Genomic DNA, 25,903 nt, shown 5'->3' with positions numbered 1-25,903 from the left:
CGGGGGTTCTCCTGTGCGGTGAGTTCTTCGGTGTCGGACGTCGTCTAGTTGTCAAGGTTTCCTCGACGGCAAACTATGCGGCGTTGTCGGACGAGTTCTGGTCGAGGTATGCGACTAGATCGCTTGTGCGGTAACGGATTGCGCCTCGTCCGTCTCCGATGCGTACGAACCGGGGTCCGGTCTTGCGGCATCGCCAGTAGACGAGCGTGGCGACTTCGATGCGGAGGAACGCTGCTGCCTCGTCGGGCTTCAGTAGGGGGTCTGGGGGTTGGACTAATTTGTTCATGTGATAACGTTAGAGGTTTTTCTCTGTTGGGTGAGTTTTCAAGATTCGACCTCAATCGACCTCCGTCTCATATCCAAAGCAATGAGACGGCTGTCGTTAGGCCATCTAGGCCATGCGAACCGCCTGGTCGCACTGTCTCAGAAGTCCGTCGCATTAATGCGTCTCAATAGTTGCGGAGTGTGCCGACTTATGAGACGCTTCACTTATGACCAACGGAGCACCCCGCGCCCACATCGTCGGCTACGCCCGCGTCTCGACCAGCCACCAGAATCTGGACCGTCAGTTGGACAAGCTTGCCGAAATGGGCGCTGTAAAAATTTTCTCCGACAAGGTCAGCGGTCGAACGATGGATCGGCCCGCATGGAAGTCATGCCGTGAGTACCTCCGACCCGGTGACACACTTGCCGTCGACGCACTCGATCGCCTCGGACGCTCCACACTCGAGGTAATTGGCACCGTCAAGGAGCTTGTCGGCCTCGGTATCAAGATCATCGACAAGTCTGGGCGACGGCTCGACACAAGCGACCCGATTGGGGAAGCCCTCGTCGCGATCATGGCAGTCATGGCACAAATGGAGGTCGACCTAAAGGCTGAGCGTGCCGCTGCGGCGCGTGAGGCTGCCGCAGCACGTGGCCAGCACACCGGTCGGCCCCGGAAGCTGACCACCTCTGATGCCGTCCGAGCACATGAGCTGAAAGCTCAGGGCCTATCGGCAGGCGAGGTCGGCAAGGCTCTCGGCATCTCGCGAGCGTCTGTCTACCGCTACCTGAGCGCCCCCGAAACGGAAGCGGCTGCGACGTAGACGCTCCAGTACGCAACCCGACCCAACCCCAACAGGAGAGCTACGAAATGACCGTCGATTACAGAATGTCCGCCTTCAGCGCAGACGGCCCTCTGCCACTTCACGTATCGAGGATGACGCCGGCACAGTCGCACAGATTCGGGCGGTTGAGTGCGGCATGGCCCGGGGCGATCTTGGATCCGGACGGATACATAGCCGATGACAATCTCGCCCGGGAGGTGCTTCGGGAGCTGACCGATCACCAGCGTGTTTCGGCCATGCTGGGGATTGCATCAACGGTGCCGGCGTGTGAGGCATCGCGCCGCATGGCGACTGCGGCACTGGCTCTGGCGAGTGCGGCGGACCTGCCGCAGTTGATTGCAGAGACGGAAAGCCTTCTCGGGCGAATCGAGCGTGACATGACGGGTGAATGACGCATTCCGGTTAACACCGCGGGGGTAGGGGCCGGGTCGAGAATCCGGCCCCTTTTCCGTGTCACATCGAAGTCCGTTCATCGTCGGCAGGCGGTTTGTCTGGTGGCAGCGGCAGAGGGATTACGTTCGGGTAGTCGCGAAAGGTCGACTGTCGGAGAGACCAACACTGCGGGCACGGGCAGGTGCTGTAGTGGTAGGTCTGTCGGTCGTCAATCTCAGGTAACGGCTGATCCCACATCTTCAACGCCTCGGCGCGTCTCCACTCCCATCGCCCACCCCGGCCGAGTTGAACGACCCATCGGCAGGCGCACGGATCAAGTTCGCATTTCTCGCACACGTTCATGACGCTGCCGCCTCCTCTTCGAGAAGCCATGCCTTGGCCGTTTTCTTCCCGCCCCTACCCTGGGAGGGCGTAACACCCGTAACAGCCGTAACAGTGCTGGTAGAAGGCACGTTTTGTGTGACGGGTGGCGTTACGGGTGCCGTTGCTCCCTTCGTGGGCGTAACAGGTGCCGTCACACTTTTCAGTGCTTTGACCTGGGGTGTTACGGGTGTTACGGGTGTTACGGGTTGTGAGGGTATGGGCGCGGGCAGTTGCTCGGATTGGGCTTCCTCTTCCTCGTCCTCCGGGCGCAGGTTCCTCTCCCACGCCTCACTGAGACCACCCTCGCCGGCCACGACGTACCCCTTAGCTGTGACGCCGTCCGGCTTGCGAATGGTCTTCGGGCGTACGTCGAACGGTCGTAGGAGCTTGGACAAGGCTGCCTGATCCAGAAATGATCCTCGGATGTTCTTCCACGGCGCGTCAGGGATCGCTACAAGAGCGGCCACTAGATCGGCGGATGCCATCTTCTCGGCCCCGTCGAACACCGTCTTGATGTCGACTAGAAGGTCGATGCCGATTGGAGGGGCGTACCCGGACTTGGCGAATACGAAGTGCTTGCACGCATCCCGCGCATGCTTTGGCCACTCCCCGCGTGCAAGGTCTGCGATGACCAACAGCGGCTCCCAAACTTCGGCTGCCCGATCTTCGACGCCCACGGGCATCCGAGGCCGCGCAGCCCGAACTACCTCACGGAGCGGCTCGAGCCATTCCGCCAGTCCGTCACGAAGTGGCTGAGCCTCCTCGGTCACATCCCGACGATAGAACGGCGATACCACCTCGGAGGATTTGCGCTTCTTCATGCGGAAGTGAATTGCTCGGGACCGAACAGCTTCCGGCACATTCGAGTGCAGACCCGCCAGGGCCATAGGCGCATACGCGTCGAGTTCCACCACGTCGATGTCCATCCCTTGTCCGACGCATCTCGGGACGCGGGCACCGTTCTTGTAACCGGCATTGACCACGGCGGTGACGTCCTCTGAACCAGCGCCGCCACCCTTGTTGTACAACGTGTCGATCTCGTCCATCAGGATGGTTCGACCACCCTTGTCGATAGTCCGAATCAATGCGGCCGGCGATGCAGAAAACGCCATCAACGGGTTACGGGCGGTCTCGTCTAACAGTTCCAGGGTGCGGGTCTTACCACTCCCCGGAACTGCGGAATCGAGGAACAGTCGAGGGGATGTGTCGAACTCTTCATACACGTAAGTGTGTGCAGCCCAGAGGATTAGGACGGTGTAATGATGCTCGGTTGGGTAGACCCCGTACTTGCGGTAGAACGTCAGCAAAGCGTCGAGGAGCGGCTCAGGATTGGTTGTCGTCACAGTCGCCTGCCATGTAACATAGTCGATGGTGTTGGGGTGTCCGCTTCTCTCTGAGGAGTGCAGGCAGTTCTTCGTAACCGGGTGAAGCTGGCGGCTTTGCCCGGTTTTTTATTTTTCGTGATCCGGCAGGCCGATGAGGTCATGAAGCTAGGTCACCACGTGCTGTTTCCGATTCTTGCGCCGAAAGCCACGCTTCGAGAGCACCCCTCCTATACGCGATCCGATGCGGCCCAAGCTTGAAGCTAACCGGCCCGATCCCCTTGTGCCGGTAGTAACGGAGCGTCGCGACGGGGAGTCCGGTCAGCACCGATGCCTGAGTGATGCTCAGTACGTCCGCTGCATGGTCATTGTTTTGCTGTGGGTTGGTCACACCGCAAACGTTACACACCAAACTAACGTTGGTCAATCACACTGTTTCGTATACTCTCAATGTGTGGACAACATGAACGCCAAAATAGGACGGACCATCGCCGCACTCCGAGTTGCCAAGTCGATGTCCCAGGCGGACCTAGCCGAGGCGGTGACGAAACTAGGTGACAGCTTTCAACAACAGACCATCCTCAAAGTTGAAAAAGGCTCTCGCCCACTCAAACTGACAGAGGCGTTGAACTTCGCTGAGGCGCTAGGCGTCCTGCCCGCAGTGCTATGGAGGGGGATCAAAGACACGGATGCAACAACATCCATCAGTCACAGCACCACCCGGATACAAGGTCTAGTAATCGAGCTGACCCGCGCAGCCTCAACTCTTCAAACCGGACTTATCAACCTTGCTACCGACCTCGCCGTCGCCGGCGAGGATGTCGCCCAGTTCGCCGTGGACAACGCTGTCGGATACCTCCAGGCCGACTACAGCCAAGTTGTAGCCCAGACGATGCGTGAAGTTCTCAGAGCTGAGTACGGGAATCTCCCCGAAGACTTCACCGTCGACACCATCCGAACTGAAAGCCGCCCATCCATTCCGGGTGAGGATGACGCCGATGACTAGCGGTCACCGCAATCGGCGCGGAGGCGTAGAAGACAGATGGACGAAGACCACGCGAGATCCAGACGGGAAGGCATCCAAAGTCCAGAGTGCCAACCACGGCAAAGGCAAACGCTGGCGAGCCCGCTACGTTGACGACCTGGGCAAAGAGCATGCCAGGGGATTTGATCGGAAGGTTGACGCGTCCGCGTGGCTCGACGGGGTCACGTCCTCGATCGTGCAAGGAGCACACATCGCACCGTCTGCGGGCAGGGGCACAGTATGCGACCTCGGTATCGCGTGGTTTGCGTCGCAAGCGCATATAAAGGCCACGACCGACGCGACACGGCGGAGTGCGTGGGACTGCCACGTCGAACCGAGGTGGTCCCGGTACGCGGTGCGCGACGTCAAGACCACCGATGTCCGCACGTGGGTCGCAGAGCTAGTAGAGGGTGGGGCAAAACCTGCGACTATAGAGAACGCCCTCGGCGCGTTGCGGATGGCGCTTGAGCTTGCCGTCGAGGACCGACAGATCGCACGCAACCCGTGCACAGGTGTGAAGGCCCCACGCAGAGAACATGTTGACCGTGGTTACTTGACTCACGCGCAGGTGCACGAGTTGGCCGCCGATGTTGCGTCGAATTCGATCGTCGTGTTGTTTCTCGCGTACACCGGGCTTCGCTGGGGTGAGATGGCCGCGCTGCGAGTCGAGAACTTCGACATGCTTCGCCGGCGGGTGAACATTGTGCGTGCGGTTGCGGAGGTTCGCGGGCAGCTGGTGTGGTCGACGCCCAAGACTCACGAGCGACGCTCAGTGCCGTTCCCGAGGTTCCTTACCGATCGACTGGCAGAGCTGATGGTAGGGAAGGAGCGCGGCGACCTGGTGTTCACGTCTCCGATGGGTGATGCCCTGCGGGTGTCGACATATCGGTCACGGGTTTTCAACCCCACGGTCGCGACGCTCGGCCTACAGGCCCTGGGTGATCGTGAACGGGAACGTGCGACGACGGGCGAGGCTGTGACCCCCGAGTTCCCCCGGGTCACCCCGCACGACCTGCGGCACACTGCGGCGTCACTCGCAATTTCGGCGGGCGCGAATGTGAAAGCCGTCCAGCTGATGCTCGGGCACAAGTCGGCGGCAATGACGCTCGACACTTATGCGGACCTCTTCCCCGACGACCTCGAGTCTGTATCCGAGGCCCTCGACCTGGCCGTTCGAAAGCTCTACGAACCTACTGCGGACGCCCTGCGGACTGGGGCACAAGAAAGGCCCCACCCGGTTTCCCGAGTAGGGCCTTGACCTGCGGTTATATCTGTCGGGGTGGCGGGATTCGAACCCACGACCTCTTCGTCCCGAACGAAGCGCGCTACCAAGCTGCGCCACACCCCGTGTACCGCCTCGGAGAGTCTAGCTTACGACTGCCTCAGAACGCGAAACGCCCTCGTCCGATCCTTCGCGAGGACCCTGACGCGGGGCCGGGGTCAGCGTCAACAGTGTCGCTTCGGGCCGGCAGCAGAACCGGGCCGGCGCATAGGGAGACGTGCCGACGCCCGCCGAGACATGCAGCTGGGTATGTGCGCCCCACTTCGACGGACCCTTCACGCGAGAGCGATCGAGCTCGCAGTTGGTGACGAGAGCACCGTAGAACGGCAGGCAGACCTGACCGCCGTGAGTGTGTCCGGCAAGGATCAAGTCGTATCCGTCGTCGGCGAAACGATCCAGCACGCGTGGCTCGGGGGAGTGCGTGATTCCCAACCGAAGGTCTGCGAGGGGATTCGGCTGGCCGGCGATGGTGTCGTACCTGTCTCGCTCGAGATGAGGATCGTCGACACCGGCCGAGGCGATACGTACGCCCGCAACTTCGAGTTCTCGGCGCACATGCGTCACGTCGTGCCAACCGCGTTCGGAGAAGGCCGCCCGCAGATCACGCCACGGCAGTGCTTCGCCGAGTACCTTCTTGCGATCTTTCTTGAAGTACAGGAGTGGATTCTTCGGCTTCGGCGCAAAGTAGTCGTTGCTGCCGAAGACGAACAGTCCCGGCCGAGACAGCAAGGGACCGAGAGCTTGAACGACGGCAGGAACCGAGCGTGGATGCGACAGGTTGTCACCGGTATTGACCACCAGGTCCGGTTCCAGGCTGTCGAGTTCGCGGAGCCAATTCTGCTTCGAACGCTGGCCGGGCATCATGTGTAGATCGCTGATGTGCAACACCCGAAGCGAAGACGAACCAGGTTCCAGGACCGCCATCGACGTTTCCCGCAAAGTGAACGCATTACGTTCGATGAGGGTCGCATATCCGATACCCAGTGCCGCCGCGCCCGCCGTCGCAATCGCTGCGCTTCTGATGGGGGCCTCCGAGGCAGCGGCGCGAGTACGTTCTGCTGCTGCGAGGAGTCGGGCCGATGTAGTGATTTTCACGGACACGTCCTCCACGATACGTCAGGTGGTGCAATCGACGTGCGGGCCAGGGCACTGCCCGCGTAGCGTTCTGATACATGTCCGAACTGAAGTCCCAGCTGCGAACCGACCTGACCACCTCCATGAAGGCCAGAGACAAGCTTCGAACCGCGACCATCCGCATGCTCCTCGCCGCGATCCAAACAGAGGAAGTATCCGGCAAGCAAGCCCACGATCTCACCGACGACCAGGTGATCAAGATTCTTGCCAAGGAGTCGAAGAAGCGCGGTGAGTCCGCAGAGATCTACACCCAGAACGGCCGAGGTGAGTTAGCGGCTACCGAACATGCCGAGGCACAGATCATCGACGAATACCTGCCGACGCCATTGACCGACGCCGAACTGGCCGATATCGCGGATACCGCACTTGCCCAGGTTGCCGAGCAATTGGGTGAGCGTCCCGGGATTCGGCAGATGGGTCAGGTCATGAAGGTCGCGACCGAACTCGCCAAGGGCAAGGCCGACGGCACTCGGATCTCCAAGGCTGTCAAGGACCGCTTGTAAGTTCGAACTCCGGCAATCCGCACGAGGTCCACCCACCGCGTAGGTGTACCTCGTGCGGATCGATTGCGTCCTAGCGCGGCACCGTGACGCCGGGGATGGCCGGAATCGGAAGGTTGGGCGGTATTGCCGGAATCTGGATGTTGGGAAGCTCCGGTAGTGCTGGAAGCGACGGAGCCGGTGGTGCCTGTCGAACGGATCCATCGCTCACGTAGATCGTGATCATCGCACCGGGGATAGCCGACCCCGAGGGGGACATTCCGGTGACCGTTCCTCGTGCTGCAGCGTCGGACGTGCTCACCACGGTGACCTGAAAACCTGCCGCCTGCAGGGTCGCGGTCGCGGACGACTGGGTCGAGCCGGTCACGTCAGGAACCTGACCATTGGCGGATCCACGAACGTATTTCTGATCGACGGCAGGCAGCGAGACCGGACCGAAGTTGTTGGCGACTGGATTGACGGCCTCGTACCAGGTACGAGCCGGCTCGTTGCCGCCGTACAAGTTGCCGTCGCCACACGGGCGCAACGGGAACGAGCAGATTTCGCCGGGGCTCGGGGAGTCTCCGTAGGTGTACACCGCGGCGGCGTAATTATTGGTGTAGCCGAGGAACCCCGAGGACATGTGCGACTCGGTCGTGCCCGTCTTGCCGGACATCGGCAAGTTCCAACCAACCGATCCTGCAGCGGATGCGGACGTGCCACCGGGCTGGTCGTCCTTGCTCATCGCATTGGACAAGGTGTTGGCCAAGCCAGGCTCGACAACCTGCTCGCATGCCTGCTGCGTCACCGGTACTTGCTTGCCCTTACGGTCGAACACCGAATCGATCGGTGTCGGCGGGCACCACTTGCCCGAAGACGCGAGGGTAGCTGCCACATTCGACAACTCGAGCGGATTGACCCAGGTGGGCCCGAGCGTGAAAGAGCCGAGATTCTGATCCTTCTGGAAGTCGGCCATACTCCGCTCGTCGAAACCGGAAGTGTTCGGTGCAGCGTAGGACCGAAGGCCGAGGCGCACAGCCATGTCCACCGTCGGCGTCACTCCGACGGACTCGATCAACTTCACGAACGCCGTGTTCGGAGATTTCGCCAGTGCATCGGGAACCGAGAGCGACGCGGGGTAGTCGCCGACGTTCTCCACGCAATACGTGTTGGCAGGGCAACCCTTTGCGCCGCCGTCGCCCATGCCTCGGACCTCGGCCCGTCTGGGGACCTGCAAGGTTGCGCTGGTACCGAGGCCGCGCTCCATCGCGGCGGCCGTGGTGAACACCTTGAAAATGGATCCTGCGCCGTGTCCGACGAGCGAGTAAGGCTGCGGCTGCACCGTCTCGTCCGCGCCGGAATCGAGACCGTACGTACGGCTGCTGCCCATTGCCAGGACGCGATGGGCATCCTGGCCGGGTGCGATGACATTCATGACGGTCGCGACGCCGTCGAGTGTCGGTCTGGTATTGGCTACCAGCGAGGCTTTGGTCGAGTTCTGGACGGCGGGATCGAGGGTGGTCTTGATCAGATATCCACCCTGGTCGATCTGCTCTCGGCTGATACCTGCATTGGCTAGGTATTGCAACGCGTAGTCGCAGAAGAACCCGCGGTCGCCGGCAGCAATGCACCCGCGGGGCAGGATTTGCGGTTCGGGGAGTACACCGAGCGGCTCGGCCCTCGCGGCCTGGAATTCGGTGGCGCGTTCCGGGATGTTCTGGATCATCGTGTCCAGGACGGTGTTGCGCCGCTCGAGGACGCCTTGCTCGTTGGTATACGGATTGAGTGCCGAACTCGACTGCACCATGCCCGCGAGCATGGCCGACTGCTTGGCGTCGAGCTTGCTGGCGTCGATGCCGAAATATGTCTGTGCGGCGTCCTGAATCCCGAACGACGAGTTACCGAACGGGACGAGGTTCAGATAGCGGGTGAGGATCTCGTCCTTGGTCAGCTCTTTGTCGAGGGTGAGCGCCATCCGGATCTCGCGGATCTTGCGGGCAGGCGTCGTCTCGATAGCTGCCCGACGCTCGGCGTCGGTCTTGGCAACGACGAGCAGGTGATAGTTCTTGACGTACTGCTGATCCAGTGTCGACGCACCCTGCTCGACCTGACCACTGGTGGTGTTGGTCAGAAACGCGCGGAGCGTGCCCTGCCAGTCGACGCCCTTGTGTTCGGCGAACCGCTTGTCCTCGATCGAGACGATGGCGAGCTTCATCTCGTTCGAGATCTTCTCGCTCGGCACTTCGAATCTTCGCTGCTCGTACAACCACGCAATGGGGTTGCCTGCACTGTCGACCATCGTCGAGACCGCAGGGACGGATCCCTCGACTAATTCGGCCGACACATTGTCGACGGTATCGGCCGCGCGGTTGGATGCGTATCCGAACCCGCCTGCCAGCGGAAACATGACGCCGGCCAACAACGCACCCGCAAGGGCTGAACATCCGGCGAGCTTCGCCACGGTTTTTCCAACTGACACAGGCACAGCGTACGTGGACGACGGCGTCTCTCCCAGTGGACACGGATCTGCGCGCTCGACTTGCGTCCCTTCTCGAGCTTCGATCCCTGCCGAGGTACCTCGAGAATTTGCTCAGCCGCAGGTAGAGACGGCCGTACCAGAAAGTTGCCCTGTCCGTCTTGCGTTCGCGGCTGGTTTTACCTAAATTATGAGCACGGTGTGATTCACATAACACTTGTATATGAATGTGGGGCAGCTCTTAGGTCGATGTGCTTCGAGGTGAAGTTCGAGGTCGAAAGAGCTTGTGGAACGTCCAGCAAGGATGTTCGAACTGCAAAGGGGATCCGCACATGAACATGACAGCAGCGCCGACGCGGCTCGATGTGGAAGAAGCCGAAGCGCGTATTGCGTGGGTGGCGCAGGCAAGGTGCTCGGGCATGGACCCGGACCAGCTCTTCGTGAGGGGTGCAGCGCAGCGCAAGGCCGCAACGATCTGCAGGCACTGCCCTGTGCTGATGCAGTGCGGCGCAGATGCGCTGGACAACCGCGTCGAGTTCGGGGTGTGGGGTGGAATGACGGAGCGTCAACGACGCGCGCTGCTCAAGCAGCATCCCGAGGTCGACTCGTGGTCCGAGTTCTTCGAAAGTCAACGACAGACACAAGCAGCCATCTGAAGCGGCTGACGTCGTGTTCTGCGCTATGCGGTGCCGGTGAGTTGGTCGGCCACAGCGCGTAGGGCATGTAAGTCCGAGACTTCGAAGGGCAGTGACGGGACCCCGACGATAGGGACCCGGGGATGAGCCGCTGTGAAGCGGCGCAGCAGACGAAGCTCGCGCGTGGCAGTCACCGCGCGAGCCGCGTGGATCCGTAGCACTGCAGCGGTCAGAACGGCCGAGGCATCGTCGTCTTCGTCCAGCTGATCAGCGGCCGTGGCGGCATGGTCGGCAGGCAACGCCGACAGGGTCGGATGGGTTCGGTTGAGGATCAGCCCCGCCAACGGCATGCCCTCGCTACTGAGGCGATCCACGAAGAACGCAGCCTCACGCAACGCGTCGGGCTCGGCCACGGCGACGACGACGAAGCTCGTCCCGCTCTCCCGCAATAGTTGGTAAGTGAGAGTCGCGCGTTCCCTGAACCCGCCGAACATCGAATCCAGTGATTGAACGAATGCCGACGCATCGTTGAGCATCTGGCTCCCGATGACTGTCGAGACTCCTCTCAACGCCAAACCCATCGCACTGGTGACGATCCTCGTCAAACCTCGACCGGGTGCCATCAGTAGGCGGATGAATCGACCGTCCAAGAATGATCCGAGGCGCTGTGGGGCGTCGAGGAAGTCGAGAGCGTTACGTGACGGCGGAGTGTCGACGACGATGAGATCCCACGTCGAATCGGCCGCGAGCTGCCCCAGTTTCTCCATCGCCATGTACTCCTGCGTGCCGGAGAACGAGGATGCGACAGTTTGATAGAAGGGGTTGGCCAACACTTGTTCCGCTTTTTCCGGAGTCGAGTGCTCGATGACCATCTCGTCGAACGTTCGACGCATATTCAGCATCATCGCGTGCAGTTCGCCCGTGGCGCCCGCCGCGAGTTTCACCGGCTGCGGGGTGTTGTCCAGTTCGCCGACACCGAGAGCCTGTGCGAGTCTTTTGGCTGGATCGATGGTGAGTACCACGACCTTCCTGCCCTGCTCGGCCGCGCGAAGGGCCATCGCTGCTGCCGTGGTCGTCTTGCCCACACCGCCGGCGCCACACACCACCACGATGCGTGAGGAGTCCTCGAGGAGAATTCTGGAGACGTCGAGGACATCCGTTGCGGAAGAACTCATTTGACACCCTGTTCTGTGAGCTTGGCTGCTAGTTCGTACAGTCCGCCGAGGTCGATTCCCCCGCCGAGCATCGGCAGATGCATTCGCGCCGTGTCCAGCTCGTCGAGTTGGCTTCCGCTCTCCACCTGCGCAGCAAGCGTCGAAGCATGTTCGATCGTTTCCGTGAGAAGACCGGCAAAGTCACTGTCGGACAATGCTATTGCAGCCCGTTTGAGTCCCTGCTGGATCAGCTCGGCGTCGATGACGCCCTCGGCTGCGTCCGCGAGTGCGTCCGAAGGAAGAAAGGTCGGCTCCGTACGGTTGACGATGACGGTTCCCAGTCTCAGATCTGCGGCCTCGAGTTCCCGGACTGCGTCGGCAGTTTCCTGCACCGGAAGAGCCTCGAGCAGTGTCACGAGATGGACGACGGTCTCTGACGAATGCAGCAGGCGGACAACACCTTCGCTCTGCGAACGGACCGGCCCACCCTTGGCCAAATCCGCCATCGCCTTGGTCACGTCGAGAAAATTGCCGATGCGCCCGGTCGGCGGTGAGTCGACGACGACCTCGTCGTACGCGCGGTTTCCGGCCCTGTCCGTTCTGACGACGCACTCCTTCACCTTGCCGGTGAGGAGAACGTCACGTAGGCCGGGTGCGATGGTCGTCGCGAACTCTATGGCACCGATCTTGCGCATCGCTCGGCCGGCGAAGCCGAGGTTGTAGAACATATCGAGGTATTCGAGAAATGCAGTTTCGATGTCGATAGCGAGCGCGAAGACCTCACCGCCACCCTCTGCCGAAGCCACGCGGGTCTCGACGGGCGGCAGCGGCGGCACGTCGAAGAGTTGCGCGATGCCCTGCCTGCCCTCGACCTCCACCAGCAGTACGCGTCGACCGCCCGCTGCGAGCGAAAGTGCGAGAGCGGCGGCCACCGTCGACTTACCGGTTCCGCCTTTGCCGGACACGAAATGCAAGCGAGCGGCTGCGGCCTTGTCCGGCCAAACTGACAAACTAGAGGTACCCACATCACGACCATATAGACGAATCGCCCATTGCCTCCCGGGAACACGGCACGAGCTCACCATCTCCGGTCTTGATCTGGTCCGTGATCCAGGACGGATGGGACGCCGGTGCATCCTCGATGCCGACTAGGCTTGTCGGTATGAGCGAAAAGATTATCTGGGAGTACTTCACCGCACCGGTTCTGATTCACGCCACGAAGCAGATTCTGGACAACTACGGTTCCGAGGGCTGGGAGCTCGTGACCATCATGTCGGGCCCCAATGGCGGGGACTCGCTCGTGGCCTACTTCAAGCGCCCGAAGGCCTGACGGTATGGCCGACTGGTCCGCGCGACTGGCCGAACTGGGCATCGAACTGCCCGCCGTCGTCCCGCCGTTGGCGGCATACACGCCGGCGGTTCGGACGGGAATGTACGTCTACACCTCCGGCCAGTTGCCGATGGTCGACGGCAAGTTGACCTGCACCGGCAAGGTCGGTGCGGAGGTCTCTCCGGAGGAAGCCGCAGCAGCAGCGCGGACGTGCGCACTCAACGCGCTGGCCGCGATCCACTCGCTCGTCGGGATCGATCGCATCGAGCGCATAGTCAAAGTTGTCGGCTTCGTTGCGTCGGCTACCGGTTTCACCGGTCAACCTCCGGTGATGAACGGGGCGTCGAATCTGCTCGGTGAAATATTCGGAGATGCAGGCGTGCATGCGCGCTCCGCGGTCGGTGTAGCCGAATTGCCTTTGGGTGCAGCAGTCGAGGTCGAGCTCATCGTGGAACTCACCCCCGAGGCCTGAGCGCCGCGAGGTAAAGATCCTCGTGCCATTTCTCTCTTCGTCCTAAGGTACGTCTATGACCCTTGCTCACCCTGCCTACGGAAAGCTACGACAGGTGACCGACACAGCTGCTGTGTTACTCGCCGACAATCCGGGCAAGATGACGCTCGATGGCACCAATACGTGGATCCTCCGCGCCCCTGGCAGCCAGGACTGCGTCGTCGTCGACCCCGGTCCGAAGGACTCCGAGCATCTCGACGCGGTTGCCGGGGTGGGCAACGTGGTTCTCGCGCTTGTCACGCATCGGCATCGGGACCACACCGCAGGGCTGAAGAGGTTTCACCGCAAGAGTGGCGCGCCGATCCGAGCCTTCGAGTCCAAGTACGTCCATGGCGACACCTCACCGTTGACCGACGGAGAGGTGATCGTCGCGGCCGGCCTGTCCATCTCGGTACTGGCGACGCCGGGGCACACAGCCGATTCGTTGTGCTTCGTCCTCGATGACGCCGTCCTGACCGGTGACACCATTCTGGGACGCGGAACTACGGTGCTGGATCCGAAAGACGGCACCCTCGCCGACTACCTGGACTCGCTCGACCGCCTCGAAGAAATAGGCGAGGGCAAGGTCGCGCTGCCAGGGCACGGCGCCGAGATCGCCGACTTCCCCGAGGTAGTGCGGTTCTACCGAAAGCACCGACTCGATCGGCTGGCCCAAGTTCGTGCAGCACTGCACGAACTTGGTGCCGATGCGAAGCCGATGCAGGTGGTCAAGCACGTCTACTCGGACGTGGACAAAAAGCTGTGGCCTGCCGCCCGCATGTCGGTCAAAACACAGCTGGCGTACCTACGCGAGAACTAGCTCTGAATTTCTAGCGTGCCCGGCGAGCGAGGCGCTCGGAGTCCGAGATCAGCACGCTCTTGCCTTCGAGGCGCAGCCATCCGCGGTGCGCGAAATCGGCCAGTGCCTTGTTGACGGTCTCACGTGAGGCGCCGACGAGCTGGGCGATCTCTTCCTGCGTCAGGTCGTGGGTGACGCGGAGTGACCCGGCCTCCTGGGTTCCGAATCGCTGAGCGAGCTGCAGCAGTGCTTTGGCGACGCGTCCGGGCACATCGGTGAAGATGAGGTCCGCGAGGTTGTTGTTGGTGCGGCGGAGTCGGCGGGCCAGCACGCGAAGAAGCTGCTCGGCAATCTCCGGACGCTGATCGATCCACGCTTTCAGGGCGTCGCGGTCCATGCTGACGGCACGAACTTCGGTGACCGTGGTTGCCGTGGACGTACGTGGGCCCGGGTCGAAGATCGAGAGCTCACCGAACATGTCCGACGGACCCATGATGGTCAGCAGGTTTTCGCGACCGTCGGGGGAGCGGCGGCCGAGCTTGATCTTGCCGGAAACGATGATGTACAGCCGATCACCCGGCTCACCCTCGTTGAAGACCACATGTCCTCGGGGGAAATCGACCGGCTGCAGCTGCTTGGTCAGCGCTGCTACCGCAGAGGGCTCGACTCCTTGGAAGATGCCGGCCCGTGCCAGGACGTCGTCCACTTGCGCTCCTTTTGGGATGTCGTCGATTCAGTTTCCCGGATCGACAAGCGTTTCAAACGGCGCGGGTTGCCTACCCGAAGGCCGGCAACGCCACACCAATAATCGAACATGACAAGAATCTCGGTGAAGTCTACTTCGCCGAGTCCGATATCGAGTGATCGGCGCCACGGAACCGTCGAGGAGAATCTACGGACCCGGGGTAGTTCACCGGATCTTCATCTCGAAACGGGCATGTCGGGCGTTACGGACCGCTCAACTGGCGCGCTGGTCCAGCAGTGCCTCGGAGTCCTTCGCAACATGGGGGCGGCTCTTGCGGTTGTTGAGCTTCGCGAGAGCGTTGGGGAAGCCGTCGTTGGCGAGCGTTGCCACCTCGGAACTACTGGCCTGATCGAGAAACTCCTCGACGTCGTGCTCACGAACCGCCAGCTTGCTCAGTTTGCCTTCGACTCGCTCCATAGCGAGCGAGAAGAGCATCAGGAGTACTGGAAAAAGCACCACGGCGAGTCCTTGCATACGGGGAAGTTAACACCGAAAAAGTCTCGATAAGAACACAGTGCGGATTAGATGCCGATTCTTGTCCGTACAGTTGTGGAGTGGATTCGACAGCCTCGAAGGCCTTCGACGTGCGTAAACGCGAAGAGACAAGACTTGGGCTCGTCAGACGCGCCCGCCGCATGAATCGGGAGCTGGGGAGGGCGTTCCCGCATGTCTACTGCGAACTCGACTTCACCACCCCCCTCGAACTGGCCGTCGCTACGATCTTGTCGGCCCAGTGCACCGACAAGCGCGTCAATCTCGTCACGCCTGCTTTATTCGTGAGATATCGCACTGCGCGGGACTACGCCGAAGCGGACAGAACGGAACTGGAGGAGTACATCCGCACAACCGGTTTCTACCGCAACAAGACGAACTCACTGATCGGTCTCGGCGCGGCTCTTCTCGAGCGGTTCGACGGGGAAGTTCCAGCAAACCTGAAGGACCTGGTGACGCTGCCCGGCATCGGTCGTAAGACGGCCAATGTGGTCCTCGGAAATGCATTCGATGTGCCCGGCATCACCGTCGATACCCACTTCGCTCGACTCGTTCGACGCTGGCAATGGACCGACTTGGAAGACCCGGTCAAGATCGAACACGCCGTCGGCGAGCTCATCGAGCGCAAGGAATGGACACTGCTCTCACACCGCGTGATCTTTCATGGACGCCGCGTATGTCACGCCCGGAAGCCTGCGTGCGGGGTGTGCATTCTGGCCAAGGACTGCCCGTCCTACGGAATCGGTCCGGTGGACAAGACGCAGGCGGCCGCTCTGGTCAAGGGGCCGGAGACCGAACATCTCCTCGCGCTCGCCGGAATCACACCGTGAACAAATCCGCACTGCGCTGGTCACTGGTAGCACTGATCGTCGTCGTCGGGATGATCTATGCCCTGTGGCCGCGCGATACGAACCCCGGTCTGCAGCCGCCGGTCGGTGGCCTCGCGACCGGCCAAGGGCCTACCGCGGGCTCCCCGGGCGGTTCTGTCGCTTCCGTCGAAGGGCTCGCCGCGTTACGGGAGCGGGCGCAGCTGGCGCCGTGCCCGACCCCCGCTCCAGGAGCTCCCGCACCGGCCGGCCCGTTGACGGGGATCGTGCTCGGGTGTGTCACCGACGGCAGCAGTATCGACGTAGGCCAGGCACTGGCAGGTAAGCCCGTCTTGATCAATCTGTGGGCGTACTGGTGTGGACCGTGCGCGGAGGAACTCCCTTATCTTCAGCAGTACGCAGACACTGTGGCCGACCGACTGACCGTCCTCACCGTTCACCAGGACCGCAACGAAGGCAACGGCCTCGCCAAGCTCGCCGACTACGGTGTATCGCTGCCCGGTGTCCAGGACGAAGCCGGCCGCATAGCAGCCGCCGTCGGCGCGCAGCCCGTCCTCCCGGTATCGATTCTGATCGACGCGGATGGCAATGTCGCCAAGGTGCTGCCGCAACCGTTTCGAAGTGTCGAAGAGATAGCAGATGCAGTCGAGAACGATCTCGGACTCGCACGATGAGCGCCCCGTCCTGGCTTCGCAGTGTCGTCGAGGCGGTCGGCGGTGAACGAGGCTTGCTGGATACGACAGGCATCAACCCGGTACTGCAGCGCACTGCCGCCGCCGGTGAGTCGACGCGTCCGGCATCGGTCCTCGTACTGTTCGGTGGCTCGCCCGAGCCGGACCACACCGCGCGAGGCGGACTTCCCGCCGACGCCGATGTGCTGCTGACCCAGCGAGCGTCGACGCTGCGCCAGCACAGCGGACAGATCGCGTTCCCCGGTGGCGCCACGGACCCCGGGGACGTATCTCCGGTCGCAACAGCTCTGCGTGAAGCCGAGGAAGAGACCGGTTTGGATCCTGCAGGTGTGCAACCGCTCGCGACGATGCCGGGCATCTATGTGCCGCCGTCGAGATTCGACGTAGTCCCAGTCCTTGCGTACTGGCGAAGGCCCAGCGACGTCCGAGTTGTCGACACCGGCGAGTCCGCCCGAGTCGTTCGGGTGCCGATCCGAGCACTACTGGATCCAGACAACCGTTTCCAGGTCCGGCACCCGGCGGGCTATCAGGGTCCGGCCTTCGCCGTCGACGGAATGCTGGTGTGGGGATTCACAGGCGGTATTCTGGCGGGCCTGCTCGCAGTGTCCGGCTGGGAGACCGAGTGGGACACCGGCGACATTCGTGATCTGGAGGCCAGCTTGGCAGCTGTAGGGGCGGGGCTCGATCAGTGAGCGGGTCCGGCTGGGTAGACCTCGTCGTTCTCGCGGTGGCGTTGCTGGCAGCGATGTCGGGATGGCGACAGGGTGCAGTGGCGTCGGCGTTGGCATTTCTCGGTGTCGTACTCGGTGCCGTCGCGGGAATTCTGATCGCGCCGCATGTTCTGTTGCACGTCGACGGCGCTCGGATGCGAGTATTCGTCGGAATCGCGCTGATCGTCGTGTTGGTGATCGTCGGCGAAGTGTCGGGCATGGTGCTCGGCCGAGCGCTGCGCAGCGGAATACATTCACGTGGCGCTCGATCGATCGACAGTGTCGTCGGCGCCGGCCTGCAAGCCATGGCCGTCCTCGCTGCAGCGTGGTTGCTCGCTATTCCGTTGACGTCGTCTTCGCAGCCCGAGGTTGCCGGGGCGGTTCGCGGCTCGAAGGTGCTGGGCAAGGTCGACGAAGTGGCCCCACAGTGGCTTCGTGAAGTACCCAAGGAATTCTCGGCACTGCTCGACACCTCGGGACTTCCCGATGTCATCGGCCCATTCGGGCAGACCCCGGTAGCGGAAGTTGCCGAGCCGGATCAAGCGCTGTTGGCGAACCCTCTGGCGAACCAACTGCATGCCAGCGTTCTCAAGATCAGCGGCCTGGCCCCAAGTTGCCAGAAGGCATTGGAGGGCTCCGGATTCGTCGTAGCCCCCGAGCTCGTGATGACCAATGCGCATGTTGTCGCCGGCACCGAAGGCGTCACCGTCGACTCGGTGGGCACGGTGTTCGACGCCGAGGTCGTGCTCTTCGATCCCCAGGAAGATGTGGCGATCCTGCGGGTACCCGGTCTTCGTGCTCCGGTATTGAACTTCGCGCCCGACCCGGCCGTCACCGGAGACAGTGCACTGGTTCTGGGATATCCGGGCGGCGGACCGTACACGGCAAGTCCCGCCCGCATCCGAGAAACCCTGAACTTGAAGGGCCCGGACATCTACCGAACCGGAACGGTTCAACGCCAGGTCTACACCGTGCGAGGCAGCGTGCGGCAGGGCAATTCGGGTGGCCCGCTCGTCGCGGAAGACGGGCAGGTTCTAGGTCTGGTCTTCGGTGCCGCCGTCGACGATCCCGACACCGGATTCGTACTCACCGCACCCGAAGTATCCGACGAGCTCGAGCAGAGCCTCGTGAGCCCGGTCGCAGTCGGAACTGGCAACTGCATTCTCTAGGTTCGGGTGCGGGAGACGCGTCGAACCTAGAGCGCCAACAAGGCCAGCAAGTGTGCGGTGACTTCGGCAGGAGCTTCCTGGTGCGCGTAATGACCGGCCCCGAGCACAGTATGTAAGCGCTGATCTGGGGCCCAGCGACCCTCGGTGGCTACCGATCGAGGTAGCACGTACGGATCGAGTTCGCCTCTGATCTGGAGTACCGGAATGCGCAACCGGGTGTCCATGGCCTGCATGAACTTTCGACCGTCGGAACGAAACTGACTTCGAAATGCCCACCGTTGGTACTCCAAGGCGCAATGTGCCGCGCCTGGAATGCGCATCGCCGAGCGCATCTGCTTCGCTGTGTCGACGAACTCGTCCGAGTCCCGCCAGCCGGCCCCCGCCCGCGCTCGGAGGAGTTGCTCGACGGCGGCGCCATTGTGTTTGGTCAGCGTGCGTTCGGGCACCAGCGGCACCTGGTATCGCAAGAACTGCGGGAGCAGTGCAGCTCGTTGGGCCTTGTTGCGCAGGACTGCCTGGCGCAACGCGATGGGGTGCGGCGACCCGACCAAACCGATCGATCGGACCATTCGTGGATGCAGCGCGGCAGTGGCCCAGCACACCAGACCGCCATCGGCGTGCCCGACGAGAGTTGCTTCGCCGTACCCCAGCGCTCGGATCAAGCCGACGACGTCGCCGGCCAGCGTCCACCCGTCGTATCCACGCGGTGGCTTGTCGGTGTCTCCGTATCCACGGAGGTCGACAGCGACAGCGCGGAAACCCGCCTCGGTCAGCGAGGTCAATTGGTGACGCCACGACCACCAGAAATCTGCGAAGCCGTGCAGTAGAACTACCAGCGGGGCATCGGCTGGCGCGTCGTCGGTCTCGACGACGTGGAACCGGATGCCATTGGCATGAATGTCGCGGTGTGTCCACGGACCGGCGAAACGAACAGTGGACGGATCAGGCCGGTTCATTCTTCTTGCCCCGCTACCGACGTCGCTATTGCTTGTACCCGGGAATTGCCGGTGTCGACTCGTGCTGGTGCGGCAGGACGGTCGAGGCCTGCTTGAGCGACTCGATCGTCTTCTCCGGCTTACGGAGCTTCTTGACGCGCCGATACCCGAGGAACCCGAGCAGGGCGGCCACGAGCAGCATGAAAACGAAGACGATGAGGAAGGCGGCCCATCGCGGCAACCAGATGTCGAGCGTCTCGGCCAAGAAGAAGAAGAAGAAAAATGCGCTGAAGACGACGACCGCGAGAGCCAGGATGAAAAAGAGGCTGCCTTGTAGCCCCTTCTTGATCTCGCCCGTGACCTCGGCCTTTGCCAGTGCGACCTCGGCGCGGACCAGCGTCGACACCTGCGTCGTCGCATCCTTGACAAGGTTCCCGATGCTGCCGGTACCCGGTGCGCGGTGGTCTACCTCCGTCAGTGGAATGGACGAAATCGTGTTCGGCACCCCGTCCGGATAAGCATTGCCATTACCGCGATTGGTCACGCTCAACTTCTCGACCCCTCCACTTGCTGGTGCTGATTGGTTCCAAGATGTCGTCTTGCGACGCCGTCTCGACTGCTTTCTTCGGATAACACTAGTGCCGACCCGACGCACTCTGCCTCACAGTCGCAGCGAGCCCTGTGATGGCGCTCTCAGATTAACGGTGAATGCTTCGGCGGTGCATCCGGGCATCGCCTGTAATTCTCAGGTTTTCATCAGGTAATTTGCGTTCTACATACCCACCTCTTCAGGAGTCCTAACCGTGAGCACTACCTCGGCCGTCCCAAGTGACGGCACCGCTGCTGCCCCGGAGGTACCACGGTCTCGCATCGTCGTCGCATCCATGGTCGGCACGTCGATCGAATTCTTCGACTTCTACATCTACGCGACTGCCGCAGTATTGGTCTTCCCCAAGCTGTTCTTCCCCGCGGGGAACGAGACGACGGCGCTGCTGGCGTCGTTCGCGACGTTCGGACTCGCTTTCGTTGCACGCCCCATCGGCTCCGTTTTGTTCGGCCATTTCGGCGACCGCATCGGGCGCAAAGCGACGCTCGTCGGTTCACTGCTGACGATGGGGGTGGCGACCTTCGCGATCGGATTGCTGCCCACCTATGCGGCAGCAGGACTGTGGGCGCCCGCACTGCTCGCGATCATGCGGTTCACGCAGGGTGTCGGACTCGGCGGCGAGTGGAGCGGCGCAGCGCTGCTCGCGACCGAAACAGCCAAGCCGGGCAAGCGCGCCTGGGCCGCGATGTATCCGCAGTTGGGTGCACCCATCGGTTTCTTCTTCGCCAACGGGATCTTCCTGCTGTTGGTCGTCATCACCGGCTACGACTCCGCCAACTCTGCAACGGATCACGCGTTCCTCACGTGGGGATGGCGTGTGCCGTTCCTGCTGAGCGCCGTCATCGTCATCATCGGTCTGTACGTGCGACTCAAATTGGAAGAGACGCCGGTGTTCAAGCTGGCTGTCGCGCGTGGGCAGAAGGTGAAGACTCCGCTCGCACAGGTCTTCCGTACGAGCTGGCGCCAGCTGATCCTCGGCACGTTCGTCATGCTCGCCACCTACACGCTCTTCTACATCATGACGACGTGGGTGGTCAGCTACGGCACCGGCAAGGTCTCCGACGCCGGTGGCCCGAAGATCACCATCGCGTACACCGACTTCCTCGAGCTTCAGCTGATCGCAGTGCTCTTCTTCGCCGCACTGATTCCGGTGGCAGGTTTGCTCGCCGACAAATACGGTCGACGCCCGACCCTCATCGTCATCACGGCCGCGATCATTCTGTTCGGTCTGTCATTCCACTGGTTCGCCGCACCGGAAAGCGCGACGGCCGGTCGGATGCTCGTGTTCATGTGCATCGGACTCGGTTTGATGGGTCTTACCTTCGGTCCGATGAGTGCCGTTCTGCCCGAACTCTTCCCGACCAACGTGCGATACACGGGATCGGGAATCTCGTACAACACGGCGTCGATCCTCGGTGCGGCAGTGGCGCCGTTCATCGCGACCTGGCTGGTGAGCAGCTACGGCGTCGGATGGGTCGGGGTCTACCTGGCGGTCGCCGCGGTTCTGACGTTGATCGCGTTGATCCTCATGAAGGAAACCCGCGATCAGTCACTGACGGACTAGACGTGAGTGGGCATCATCCTTAGAGGGATGAATGCCCACTCACCGGTCGCTAGCGACCCTTCTTGATCGAATCGAAGACCTTCGGATCGACGAGAGTCGATACGTCACCGAGTTCGCGGCCCTCGGCGACATCACGCAGCAGGCGTCGCATGATCTTGCCGGAGCGAGTCTTCGGGAGTTCGGGAACGATCGAGATCTCGCGAGGGCGAGCTATCGGTGAAATCTCTTTCGACACCTGAGCTTTGAGCTCCGCGATCAGTTCGTCACCGGTATTCTCGATTCCTGCGCGTAGGATCACGAACGCGACGATGCCTTGACCTGTGGTCTCGTCGGCGGCACCGACGACTGCAGCCTCGGCGACACCGTGATGGCTCACGAGCGCTGATTCCACCTCGGAGGTGGAGATCCGGTGGCCGGAGACGTTCATGACGTCGTCGACGCGTCCGAGGACCCATAGTGCGCCGTCCTCGTCGTACTTGGCGCCGTCGCCCGCGAAGTACCAACCTTCTTCGGCGTAACGGGACCAGTACGTGTCCTTGTATCGCTCCATGTCACCCCAGATGCCGCGGAGCATCGCCGGCCACGGCTCGTCGAGGATCAGATATCCGTTTCCGCCCTTGCCCAGTGGCTTTGCGTCGTCGTCGACGATCTTGGCGGAGATCCCCGGAAGCGGAGCCATCGCCGAACCGGGCTTGGTCGACGTCACGCCGGGCAACGGCGAAATCATGATCGCGCCGGTTTCGGTCTGCCACCAGGTGTCGACGATGGGTGCCGTTCCACCACCGACGACGTCGCGGAACCAACGCCACGCCTCCGGGTTGATCGGTTCGCCGACGGAGCCGAGCAGCCGGATCGACGTCAGATCGTGGGCCTCGGGAATCTCCTTGCCCCACTTCATGAATGTGCGCACGAGGGTGGGCGAGGTGTAATAGATCGACACCTTGTACTTCTCGATGACGTTCCAATGCCGGTGCTCGTCAGGGGAATTCGGTGTTCCCTCGTACACGACCTGCGTCGCGCGGTTCGAGAGCGGACCGTAGACGATGTACGAGTGGCCGGTGACCCAACCGACGTCGGCGGTGCACCAATAGACATCCTTGCCTGGCTTGTGGTCGAACACATTGTGGTGCGTGTACGAGGTCTGAGTCAGGTAGCCGCCGGAAGTGTGCACGATGCCCTTCGGCTTACCGGTCGTGCCGGAGGTGTAGAGAATGAACAGTGGGTGCTCGGCCGGGAACGGCTGAGCCTCATGCTCTTTCGATGCCTCAGCGACGCTCTCGTGCCACCAGATGTCGCGTCCTTCGGTCCAGGCGACCTCGGAGTCGGTTCGCTTGACGACCAATACGTGTTCGACTGATTTCGCGCCGTCGACGGCGGTGTCGACGGTGTCCTTGATCGGCGCGGGCTTACCGCGTCGCCACTGCCCGTCCGTGGTGATGACGAGTTTGGCTTCGGCGTCGTCGATGCGTGAACGCAGTGCCGTGGCGGAGTAGCCGGCGAAGACGACGGAATGCATCAGGCCCAGGCGTGCGCAGGCGAGGATCGAGATGATGGCTTCGGGGACCATCGGCATGTAGATGGCGACGCGGTCGCCGGAGACCAGTCCGAGGTCGGTCAGGGTGTTGGCCGCCTGACTGACCTCCGCGAGAAGGTCGGCGTAGGTGAGGTCGCGGCTGTCACCGGGTTCGCCCTCCCAGTGAATCGCAACCTGCTCGCCGTGGCCGTCGAGGACGTGGCGGTCGACGCAGTTGTAGGCGACGTTGAGCTCTCCGTCGGCGAACCATTTGGCGACGGGCGCGTCGGACCAGTCGAGCACCTCGGTGAACGGGGTGTGCCAGTGCAGTCGACGTGCCTGCTCGGCCCAAAATGCGAGGCGGTCCTTGGCGGCGGCGTCGTAGAGATCTGCTGTGGCGTTCGCCTGCGCGGCGAATTCTGCAGACGGCGGGTAGGTCTCCTCGGCGGCAGTGTCGTGGTCACCGGAGGTACTGATCGTCATCTCGAATGGCTCTCTTTCGTCGTGGTTCTCTTCGCGCTCGGGCAGCTACTTATGCCATCACGAACGAGCTCAACAGTCGCTCTGCAGCCTCCGCGCGAGCCCCTGTGAGGGTAGTCACATGTGAGCGCTGTCGCATCGTTGCATCCACCTGCAACCCTCTGATCTGCGGTGATCGGTAGGTTTCGAGCGGTGGGCGGTACCGCCCACCGCATGATCGGAGTGGTTGGCGGGAGATCGCTCTCACCTCGTGGGAATTCAGTTGCCGAATCGTTTCGAACATGTTGCACACGCAGTCGAGCGTCTGCTTTTTCTGGGGGAGTTCACAGGTTCGTTTCAGGGTGTGTCTAGAGTCCTCGTTATTGAGATCGTTGCCTCGGCGCACAATGTCGCGGCTTGCGGTCGCCGCCCATGAATCCCCCGGGGCGTTGCGCCCGGAGGACGGACCACAGTAAACCTGTGGTCACACCTAGATGGAGGGTTATCTTGCGTGTCAAACGCATAGCAACCGTCGCTGTAGCGTCGGTTCTCGGGTTGTCCATGATCACTGCGTGCAGTAGCGGATCCGACGGCGGCGGTGGTTCTGACAGTGTCGTCACGGTGAACGGCTCGGAGCCGCAGAACCCGCTGATTCCGACCAACACGAACGAGAACGGCGGCGGCCGAATCGTCGATCGTCTGTTCGCCGGGCTGAAGTCGTACGACGCCGAAGGCAAGTCGACGAACGAGGTTGCCGAGTCCATCGATACGACGGACAACCTCAATTACGACATCAAGATCAAGCCCGACTGGACGTTCACGGACGGCACGCCGGTTACGGCAAAGTCGTTCGTCGATGCGTGGAACTACGGCGCACTGTCAAGTAATGCTCAGTTGCAGGGTTCGTTCTTCGAGCCGATCCTGGGCTACGACGAGGTTTCCGTCGAGAACCCGTCTGCACAGACCATGTCGGGTCTGAAGGTTGTCAGCGACAGTGAATTCACGGTCCAGCTCAAGGCACCGACCATCGATTTCGAGACGCGTCTGGCGTTCACCCCGTTCTACCCGCTGCCCGAGGCAGCGTTCGCCGACATGAAGGCATTCGGCGAGAACCCCATCGGCAACGGACCGTACAAGTTCGCCAGCGACGGTGCGTGGCAGCACAACGTCCGGCTCGACCTCGTTCCGAACACCGACTACGACGGCAACCGGGTGCCGAAGAACGATGGACTCGGCATTGTCTTCTACAGTTCGCTGGACACCGCCTATGCAGATCTGCAGGGCGACAACCTCGACGTTCTCGACACCATCCCGTCGAGTGCATTGCCCACGTACGAGCAGGATCTGGGCGATCGGGCGATCAATGCACCGACTGCGCAGAACCAGACCGTCGCGATCCCCCTCAGGCTGGCTCACTTCGGTGGCGAGGAAGGTGTTCTGCGCCGCCAGGCGATCTCGATGGCCGTCAACCGCGATCAGATCACCGAGCAGATTTTCCAGGGAACCCGCGAACCACTGAAGGACTTCACGGCGAGCTCCCTGCCGGGCTATGACTCTTCGATCCCCGGGAACGACGTCTTGAGCTACAACCAGGAAAAGGCAAAGCAGTTGTGGGCGAAGGCCGATGCCATCGCCCCGTGGAGCGGTCAGTTTGCCATCGCCTACAACTCGGACGGCGGCCACCAGGAGTGGATCGACGCGGTGACCAACAGCATCCGCAACACCCTCGGCATCGACGCCATCGGCGCACCGCAGCCGACGTTCGCCCAGATCCGTACACAGATCACCGACCGGACCATCACCACCGCATTCCGGACCGGCTGGCAGGGTGACTACCCATCGCTGCTCGAGTTCCTCGAGCCGATCTTCGTCACGGGTGCAGGTGCGAACGACACCGACTACGCGAATCCCGAGTTCGACGCCGCCCTGCGTGCTGCCGAGGCCGCAACGGACGTGGATGAGTCCTACAAGCTGACAAACGAGGCGCAAGAAATGTTGCTCCGCGATCTGCCGGTCATCCCGATGTGGGACTACATCGCCGCTGCCGGTCACTCGACGGCAGTGTCCGACGCAGCGATCACGTGGAACGGCTTGCCGGACTACGAGAACATCACCAAGGGCTGAGTAGCCCAACATGTCTGACATGCGAGGTCTACCTGCTCATCCATGAGCAGGTAGACCTCGCATTTTCACATTCGCA

General features: G+C 62.1%; 27 protein-coding genes and 1 tRNA gene. 16 read left to right on the top strand and 12 right to left on the bottom strand.

Going from position 1 to position 25,903, the window contains the following annotated elements:
• Positions 1–73 precede the first annotated feature (73 nt).
• A complete protein-coding gene (locus tag BJD99_RS04800; RefSeq protein WP_084345647.1) occupies positions 74–286 on the bottom strand; it encodes a helix-turn-helix domain-containing protein in 213 nt (70 codons plus the stop codon).
• A 205-nt stretch (positions 287–491) separates the two neighbouring features.
• Between BJD99_RS04800 and BJD99_RS04795 the strand changes: the two genes are divergently transcribed.
• Together BJD99_RS04795 and BJD99_RS04790 are read left to right on the top strand one after the other, a co-directional pair.
• Positions 492–1,088, top strand: a complete 597-nt coding sequence (locus BJD99_RS04795) for a recombinase family protein (protein ID WP_084345646.1) — start codon at positions 492–494, stop codon at positions 1,086–1,088.
• Positions 1,089–1,135: 47 nt separating this feature from the next.
• Positions 1,136–1,501, top strand: coding sequence for a hypothetical protein (locus BJD99_RS04790; protein WP_084345645.1), 366 nt, complete (start codon positions 1,136–1,138; stop codon positions 1,499–1,501).
• A 339-nt stretch (positions 1,502–1,840) separates the two neighbouring features.
• Here BJD99_RS04790 and BJD99_RS04785 read toward each other — a convergent pair whose 3' ends face one another.
• On the bottom strand, positions 1,841–3,208 hold the full coding sequence (locus tag BJD99_RS04785; protein WP_084345644.1) for a DUF3631 domain-containing protein: 1,368 nt from the start codon (positions 3,206–3,208) through the stop codon (positions 1,841–1,843).
• A gap of 57 nt (positions 3,209–3,265) precedes the next feature.
• Here BJD99_RS04785 and BJD99_RS21405 point away from each other — a divergent pair, with 57 nt between their 5' ends.
• The 3 genes from BJD99_RS21405 to BJD99_RS04770 all read left to right on the top strand — a co-directional run bounded on the left by BJD99_RS21405 (position 3,266) and on the right by BJD99_RS04770 (position 5,469).
• Entirely contained in the window at positions 3,266–3,448 is a 183-nt protein-coding gene (locus BJD99_RS21405; protein ID WP_179142184.1) for a hypothetical protein, read from the top strand.
• Between the two features lie 193 nt (positions 3,449–3,641).
• Positions 3,642–4,193, top strand: coding sequence for a helix-turn-helix transcriptional regulator (locus BJD99_RS04775; protein WP_084345642.1), 552 nt, complete (start codon positions 3,642–3,644; stop codon positions 4,191–4,193).
• Positions 4,186–5,469, top strand: coding sequence for a site-specific integrase (locus BJD99_RS04770; RefSeq protein WP_084345907.1), 1,284 nt, complete (start codon positions 4,186–4,188; stop codon positions 5,467–5,469). The genes BJD99_RS04775 and BJD99_RS04770 overlap by 8 nt, the downstream gene beginning before the upstream one ends.
• A gap of 16 nt (positions 5,470–5,485) precedes the next feature.
• On the opposite strand, the gene BJD99_RS04765 is transcribed toward BJD99_RS04770, so the two are convergent.
• Together BJD99_RS04765 and BJD99_RS04760 are read right to left on the bottom strand one after the other, a co-directional pair.
• Positions 5,486–5,559 (bottom strand) — tRNA-Pro (locus BJD99_RS04765).
• A gap of 18 nt (positions 5,560–5,577) precedes the next feature.
• Positions 5,578–6,516 carry a metallophosphoesterase gene (locus tag BJD99_RS04760; RefSeq protein ID WP_256895515.1) on the bottom strand — a complete coding sequence of 313 codons (939 nt, stop codon included), beginning with the start codon at positions 6,514–6,516 and terminating at the stop codon, positions 5,578–5,580.
• 149 nt (positions 6,517–6,665) lie between these two features.
• Here BJD99_RS04760 and BJD99_RS04755 point away from each other — a divergent pair, with 149 nt between their 5' ends.
• Positions 6,666–7,130 carry a GatB/YqeY domain-containing protein gene (locus BJD99_RS04755; RefSeq protein ID WP_084345641.1) on the top strand — a complete coding sequence of 155 codons (465 nt, stop codon included), beginning with the start codon at positions 6,666–6,668 and terminating at the stop codon, positions 7,128–7,130.
• Positions 7,131–7,200: 70 nt separating this feature from the next.
• Here the strand turns inward: BJD99_RS04755 and BJD99_RS04750 are convergent, their stop codons facing one another.
• Positions 7,201–9,567 (bottom strand): penicillin-binding protein, encoded by a 2,367-nt coding sequence (locus tag BJD99_RS04750; RefSeq protein ID WP_084345640.1) that lies wholly within the window; start codon positions 9,565–9,567, stop codon positions 7,201–7,203.
• A 353-nt stretch (positions 9,568–9,920) separates the two neighbouring features.
• Between BJD99_RS04750 and BJD99_RS04745 the strand changes: the two genes are divergently transcribed.
• Positions 9,921–10,238 carry a WhiB family transcriptional regulator gene (locus BJD99_RS04745; RefSeq protein WP_247596322.1) on the top strand — a complete coding sequence of 106 codons (318 nt, stop codon included), beginning with the start codon at positions 9,921–9,923 and terminating at the stop codon, positions 10,236–10,238.
• Between the two features lie 23 nt (positions 10,239–10,261).
• Here BJD99_RS04745 and BJD99_RS04740 read toward each other — a convergent pair whose 3' ends face one another.
• Together BJD99_RS04740 and BJD99_RS04735 are read right to left on the bottom strand one after the other, a co-directional pair.
• Positions 10,262–11,392, bottom strand: a complete 1,131-nt coding sequence (locus tag BJD99_RS04740; RefSeq protein WP_084345638.1) for an ArsA family ATPase — start codon at positions 11,390–11,392, stop codon at positions 10,262–10,264.
• The gene (locus tag BJD99_RS04735) at positions 11,389–12,396 is read right to left on the bottom strand and encodes an ArsA-related P-loop ATPase (protein ID WP_256895490.1); all 1,008 of its coding nucleotides are present in this window, start codon (positions 12,394–12,396) and stop codon (positions 11,389–11,391) included. Before BJD99_RS04735 ends, BJD99_RS04740 begins: the two co-directional genes overlap by 4 nt.
• Before the next feature lie 137 nt (positions 12,397–12,533).
• On the opposite strand from BJD99_RS04735, the gene BJD99_RS20715 reads away from it, so the two are divergent.
• The 3 genes from BJD99_RS20715 to BJD99_RS04725 are packed head-to-tail and all read left to right on the top strand — an operon-like array spanning position 12,534 to position 14,011.
• Positions 12,534–12,701 carry a DUF4177 domain-containing protein gene (locus BJD99_RS20715; protein ID WP_088944003.1) on the top strand — a complete coding sequence of 56 codons (168 nt, stop codon included), beginning with the start codon at positions 12,534–12,536 and terminating at the stop codon, positions 12,699–12,701.
• Between the two features lie 4 nt (positions 12,702–12,705).
• On the top strand, positions 12,706–13,173 hold the full coding sequence (locus BJD99_RS04730; protein ID WP_084345636.1) for a RidA family protein: 468 nt from the start codon (positions 12,706–12,708) through the stop codon (positions 13,171–13,173).
• Between the two features lie 55 nt (positions 13,174–13,228).
• The gene (locus BJD99_RS04725) at positions 13,229–14,011 is read left to right on the top strand and encodes an MBL fold metallo-hydrolase (protein ID WP_084345635.1); all 783 of its coding nucleotides are present in this window, start codon (positions 13,229–13,231) and stop codon (positions 14,009–14,011) included.
• 10 nt (positions 14,012–14,021) lie between these two features.
• On the opposite strand, the gene BJD99_RS04720 is transcribed toward BJD99_RS04725, so the two are convergent.
• Positions 14,022–14,696 carry a Crp/Fnr family transcriptional regulator gene (locus BJD99_RS04720; protein WP_019662947.1) on the bottom strand — a complete coding sequence of 225 codons (675 nt, stop codon included), beginning with the start codon at positions 14,694–14,696 and terminating at the stop codon, positions 14,022–14,024.
• A 252-nt stretch (positions 14,697–14,948) separates the two neighbouring features.
• Positions 14,949–15,209, bottom strand: coding sequence for a hypothetical protein (locus tag BJD99_RS04715; protein ID WP_084345634.1), 261 nt, complete (start codon positions 15,207–15,209; stop codon positions 14,949–14,951).
• Positions 15,210–15,370: 161 nt separating this feature from the next.
• Here BJD99_RS04715 and nth point away from each other — a divergent pair, with 161 nt between their 5' ends.
• Genes nth through BJD99_RS04695 form a run of 4 tightly spaced genes read left to right on the top strand, consistent with a single transcriptional unit; the run spans position 15,371 to position 18,625 of the window.
• The gene (gene nth / locus BJD99_RS04710; protein ID WP_256895513.1) at positions 15,371–16,057 is read left to right on the top strand and encodes an endonuclease III; all 687 of its coding nucleotides are present in this window, start codon (positions 15,371–15,373) and stop codon (positions 16,055–16,057) included.
• Complete coding sequence (locus BJD99_RS04705) at positions 16,054–16,728, top strand: TlpA disulfide reductase family protein (RefSeq protein WP_143542055.1); 675 nt, start codon at positions 16,054–16,056, stop codon at positions 16,726–16,728. The genes nth and BJD99_RS04705 overlap by 4 nt, the downstream gene beginning before the upstream one ends.
• On the top strand, positions 16,725–17,438 hold the full coding sequence (locus tag BJD99_RS04700; RefSeq protein WP_084345632.1) for a CoA pyrophosphatase: 714 nt from the start codon (positions 16,725–16,727) through the stop codon (positions 17,436–17,438). The genes BJD99_RS04705 and BJD99_RS04700 overlap by 4 nt, the downstream gene beginning before the upstream one ends.
• Positions 17,435–18,625 carry a MarP family serine protease gene (locus BJD99_RS04695; protein WP_084345631.1) on the top strand — a complete coding sequence of 397 codons (1,191 nt, stop codon included), beginning with the start codon at positions 17,435–17,437 and terminating at the stop codon, positions 18,623–18,625. Before BJD99_RS04700 ends, BJD99_RS04695 begins: the two co-directional genes overlap by 4 nt.
• A gap of 26 nt (positions 18,626–18,651) precedes the next feature.
• On the opposite strand, the gene BJD99_RS04690 is transcribed toward BJD99_RS04695, so the two are convergent.
• Together BJD99_RS04690 and BJD99_RS04685 are read right to left on the bottom strand one after the other, a co-directional pair.
• Entirely contained in the window at positions 18,652–19,581 is a 930-nt protein-coding gene (locus BJD99_RS04690) for an alpha/beta fold hydrolase (protein WP_084345630.1), read from the bottom strand.
• 25 nt (positions 19,582–19,606) lie between these two features.
• On the bottom strand, positions 19,607–20,110 hold the full coding sequence (locus BJD99_RS04685; protein ID WP_084345629.1) for a phage holin family protein: 504 nt from the start codon (positions 20,108–20,110) through the stop codon (positions 19,607–19,609).
• Positions 20,111–20,363: 253 nt separating this feature from the next.
• On the opposite strand from BJD99_RS04685, the gene BJD99_RS04680 reads away from it, so the two are divergent.
• Positions 20,364–21,731: an MFS transporter gene (locus BJD99_RS04680; RefSeq protein ID WP_179142183.1), complete on the top strand. Its 1,368-nt coding sequence runs from the start codon at positions 20,364–20,366 to the stop codon at positions 21,729–21,731.
• Between the two features lie 49 nt (positions 21,732–21,780).
• Here the strand turns inward: BJD99_RS04680 and acs are convergent, their stop codons facing one another.
• Positions 21,781–23,727: an acetate--CoA ligase gene (gene acs, locus BJD99_RS04675; RefSeq protein ID WP_084345627.1), complete on the bottom strand. Its 1,947-nt coding sequence runs from the start codon at positions 23,725–23,727 to the stop codon at positions 21,781–21,783.
• 537 nt (positions 23,728–24,264) lie between these two features.
• Between acs and BJD99_RS04670 the strand changes: the two genes are divergently transcribed.
• Positions 24,265–25,827, top strand: a complete 1,563-nt coding sequence (locus tag BJD99_RS04670) for an ABC transporter substrate-binding protein (protein ID WP_256895512.1) — start codon at positions 24,265–24,267, stop codon at positions 25,825–25,827.
• Positions 25,828–25,903 lie beyond the last annotated feature (76 nt).

This window comes from Rhodococcus sp. 1163 (genome assembly GCF_002091985.1).
Classification (GTDB): Bacteria; Actinomycetota; Actinomycetes; order Mycobacteriales; family Mycobacteriaceae; genus Rhodococcoides.
Note: the sequence above shows the minus strand (reverse complement) of the source record. Positions and strands in the feature narration are given on the sequence as shown.

What these genes read in the sequence shown, in the direction of transcription:
- BJD99_RS04725 (WP_084345635.1), top strand. Translation starts at nt 13,229, where the DNA reads ATGACCCTTGCTCACCCTGCCTACGGAAAGCTACGACAGGTGACCGAC.
- nth (WP_256895513.1), top strand. Translation starts at nt 15,371, where the DNA reads ATGAATCGGGAGCTGGGGAGGGCGTTCCCGCATGTCTACTGCGAACTC.
- BJD99_RS04800 (WP_084345647.1), bottom strand. Translation starts at nt 286, where the DNA reads ATGAACAAATTAGTCCAACCCCCAGACCCCCTACTGAAGCCCGACGAG.
- BJD99_RS04670 (WP_256895512.1), top strand. Translation starts at nt 24,265, where the DNA reads ATGATCACTGCGTGCAGTAGCGGATCCGACGGCGGCGGTGGTTCTGAC.
- BJD99_RS04770 (WP_084345907.1), top strand. Translation starts at nt 4,186, where the DNA reads ATGACTAGCGGTCACCGCAATCGGCGCGGAGGCGTAGAAGACAGATGG.
- BJD99_RS20715 (WP_088944003.1), top strand. Translation starts at nt 12,534, where the DNA reads ATGAGCGAAAAGATTATCTGGGAGTACTTCACCGCACCGGTTCTGATT.
- BJD99_RS04740 (WP_084345638.1), bottom strand. Translation starts at nt 11,392, where the DNA reads ATGAGTTCTTCCGCAACGGATGTCCTCGACGTCTCCAGAATTCTCCTC.
- BJD99_RS04700 (WP_084345632.1), top strand. Translation starts at nt 16,725, where the DNA reads ATGAGCGCCCCGTCCTGGCTTCGCAGTGTCGTCGAGGCGGTCGGCGGT.
- BJD99_RS04730 (WP_084345636.1), top strand. Translation starts at nt 12,706, where the DNA reads ATGGCCGACTGGTCCGCGCGACTGGCCGAACTGGGCATCGAACTGCCC.
- BJD99_RS04745 (WP_247596322.1), top strand. Translation starts at nt 9,921, where the DNA reads ATGACAGCAGCGCCGACGCGGCTCGATGTGGAAGAAGCCGAAGCGCGT.
- BJD99_RS04690 (WP_084345630.1), bottom strand. Translation starts at nt 19,581, where the DNA reads ATGAACCGGCCTGATCCGTCCACTGTTCGTTTCGCCGGTCCGTGGACA.
- BJD99_RS04715 (WP_084345634.1), bottom strand. Translation starts at nt 15,209, where the DNA reads ATGCAAGGACTCGCCGTGGTGCTTTTTCCAGTACTCCTGATGCTCTTC.
- BJD99_RS04755 (WP_084345641.1), top strand. Translation starts at nt 6,666, where the DNA reads ATGTCCGAACTGAAGTCCCAGCTGCGAACCGACCTGACCACCTCCATG.
- BJD99_RS04795 (WP_084345646.1), top strand. Translation starts at nt 492, where the DNA reads ATGACCAACGGAGCACCCCGCGCCCACATCGTCGGCTACGCCCGCGTC.
- acs (WP_084345627.1), bottom strand. Translation starts at nt 23,727, where the DNA reads ATGACGATCAGTACCTCCGGTGACCACGACACTGCCGCCGAGGAGACC.
- BJD99_RS04790 (WP_084345645.1), top strand. Translation starts at nt 1,136, where the DNA reads ATGACCGTCGATTACAGAATGTCCGCCTTCAGCGCAGACGGCCCTCTG.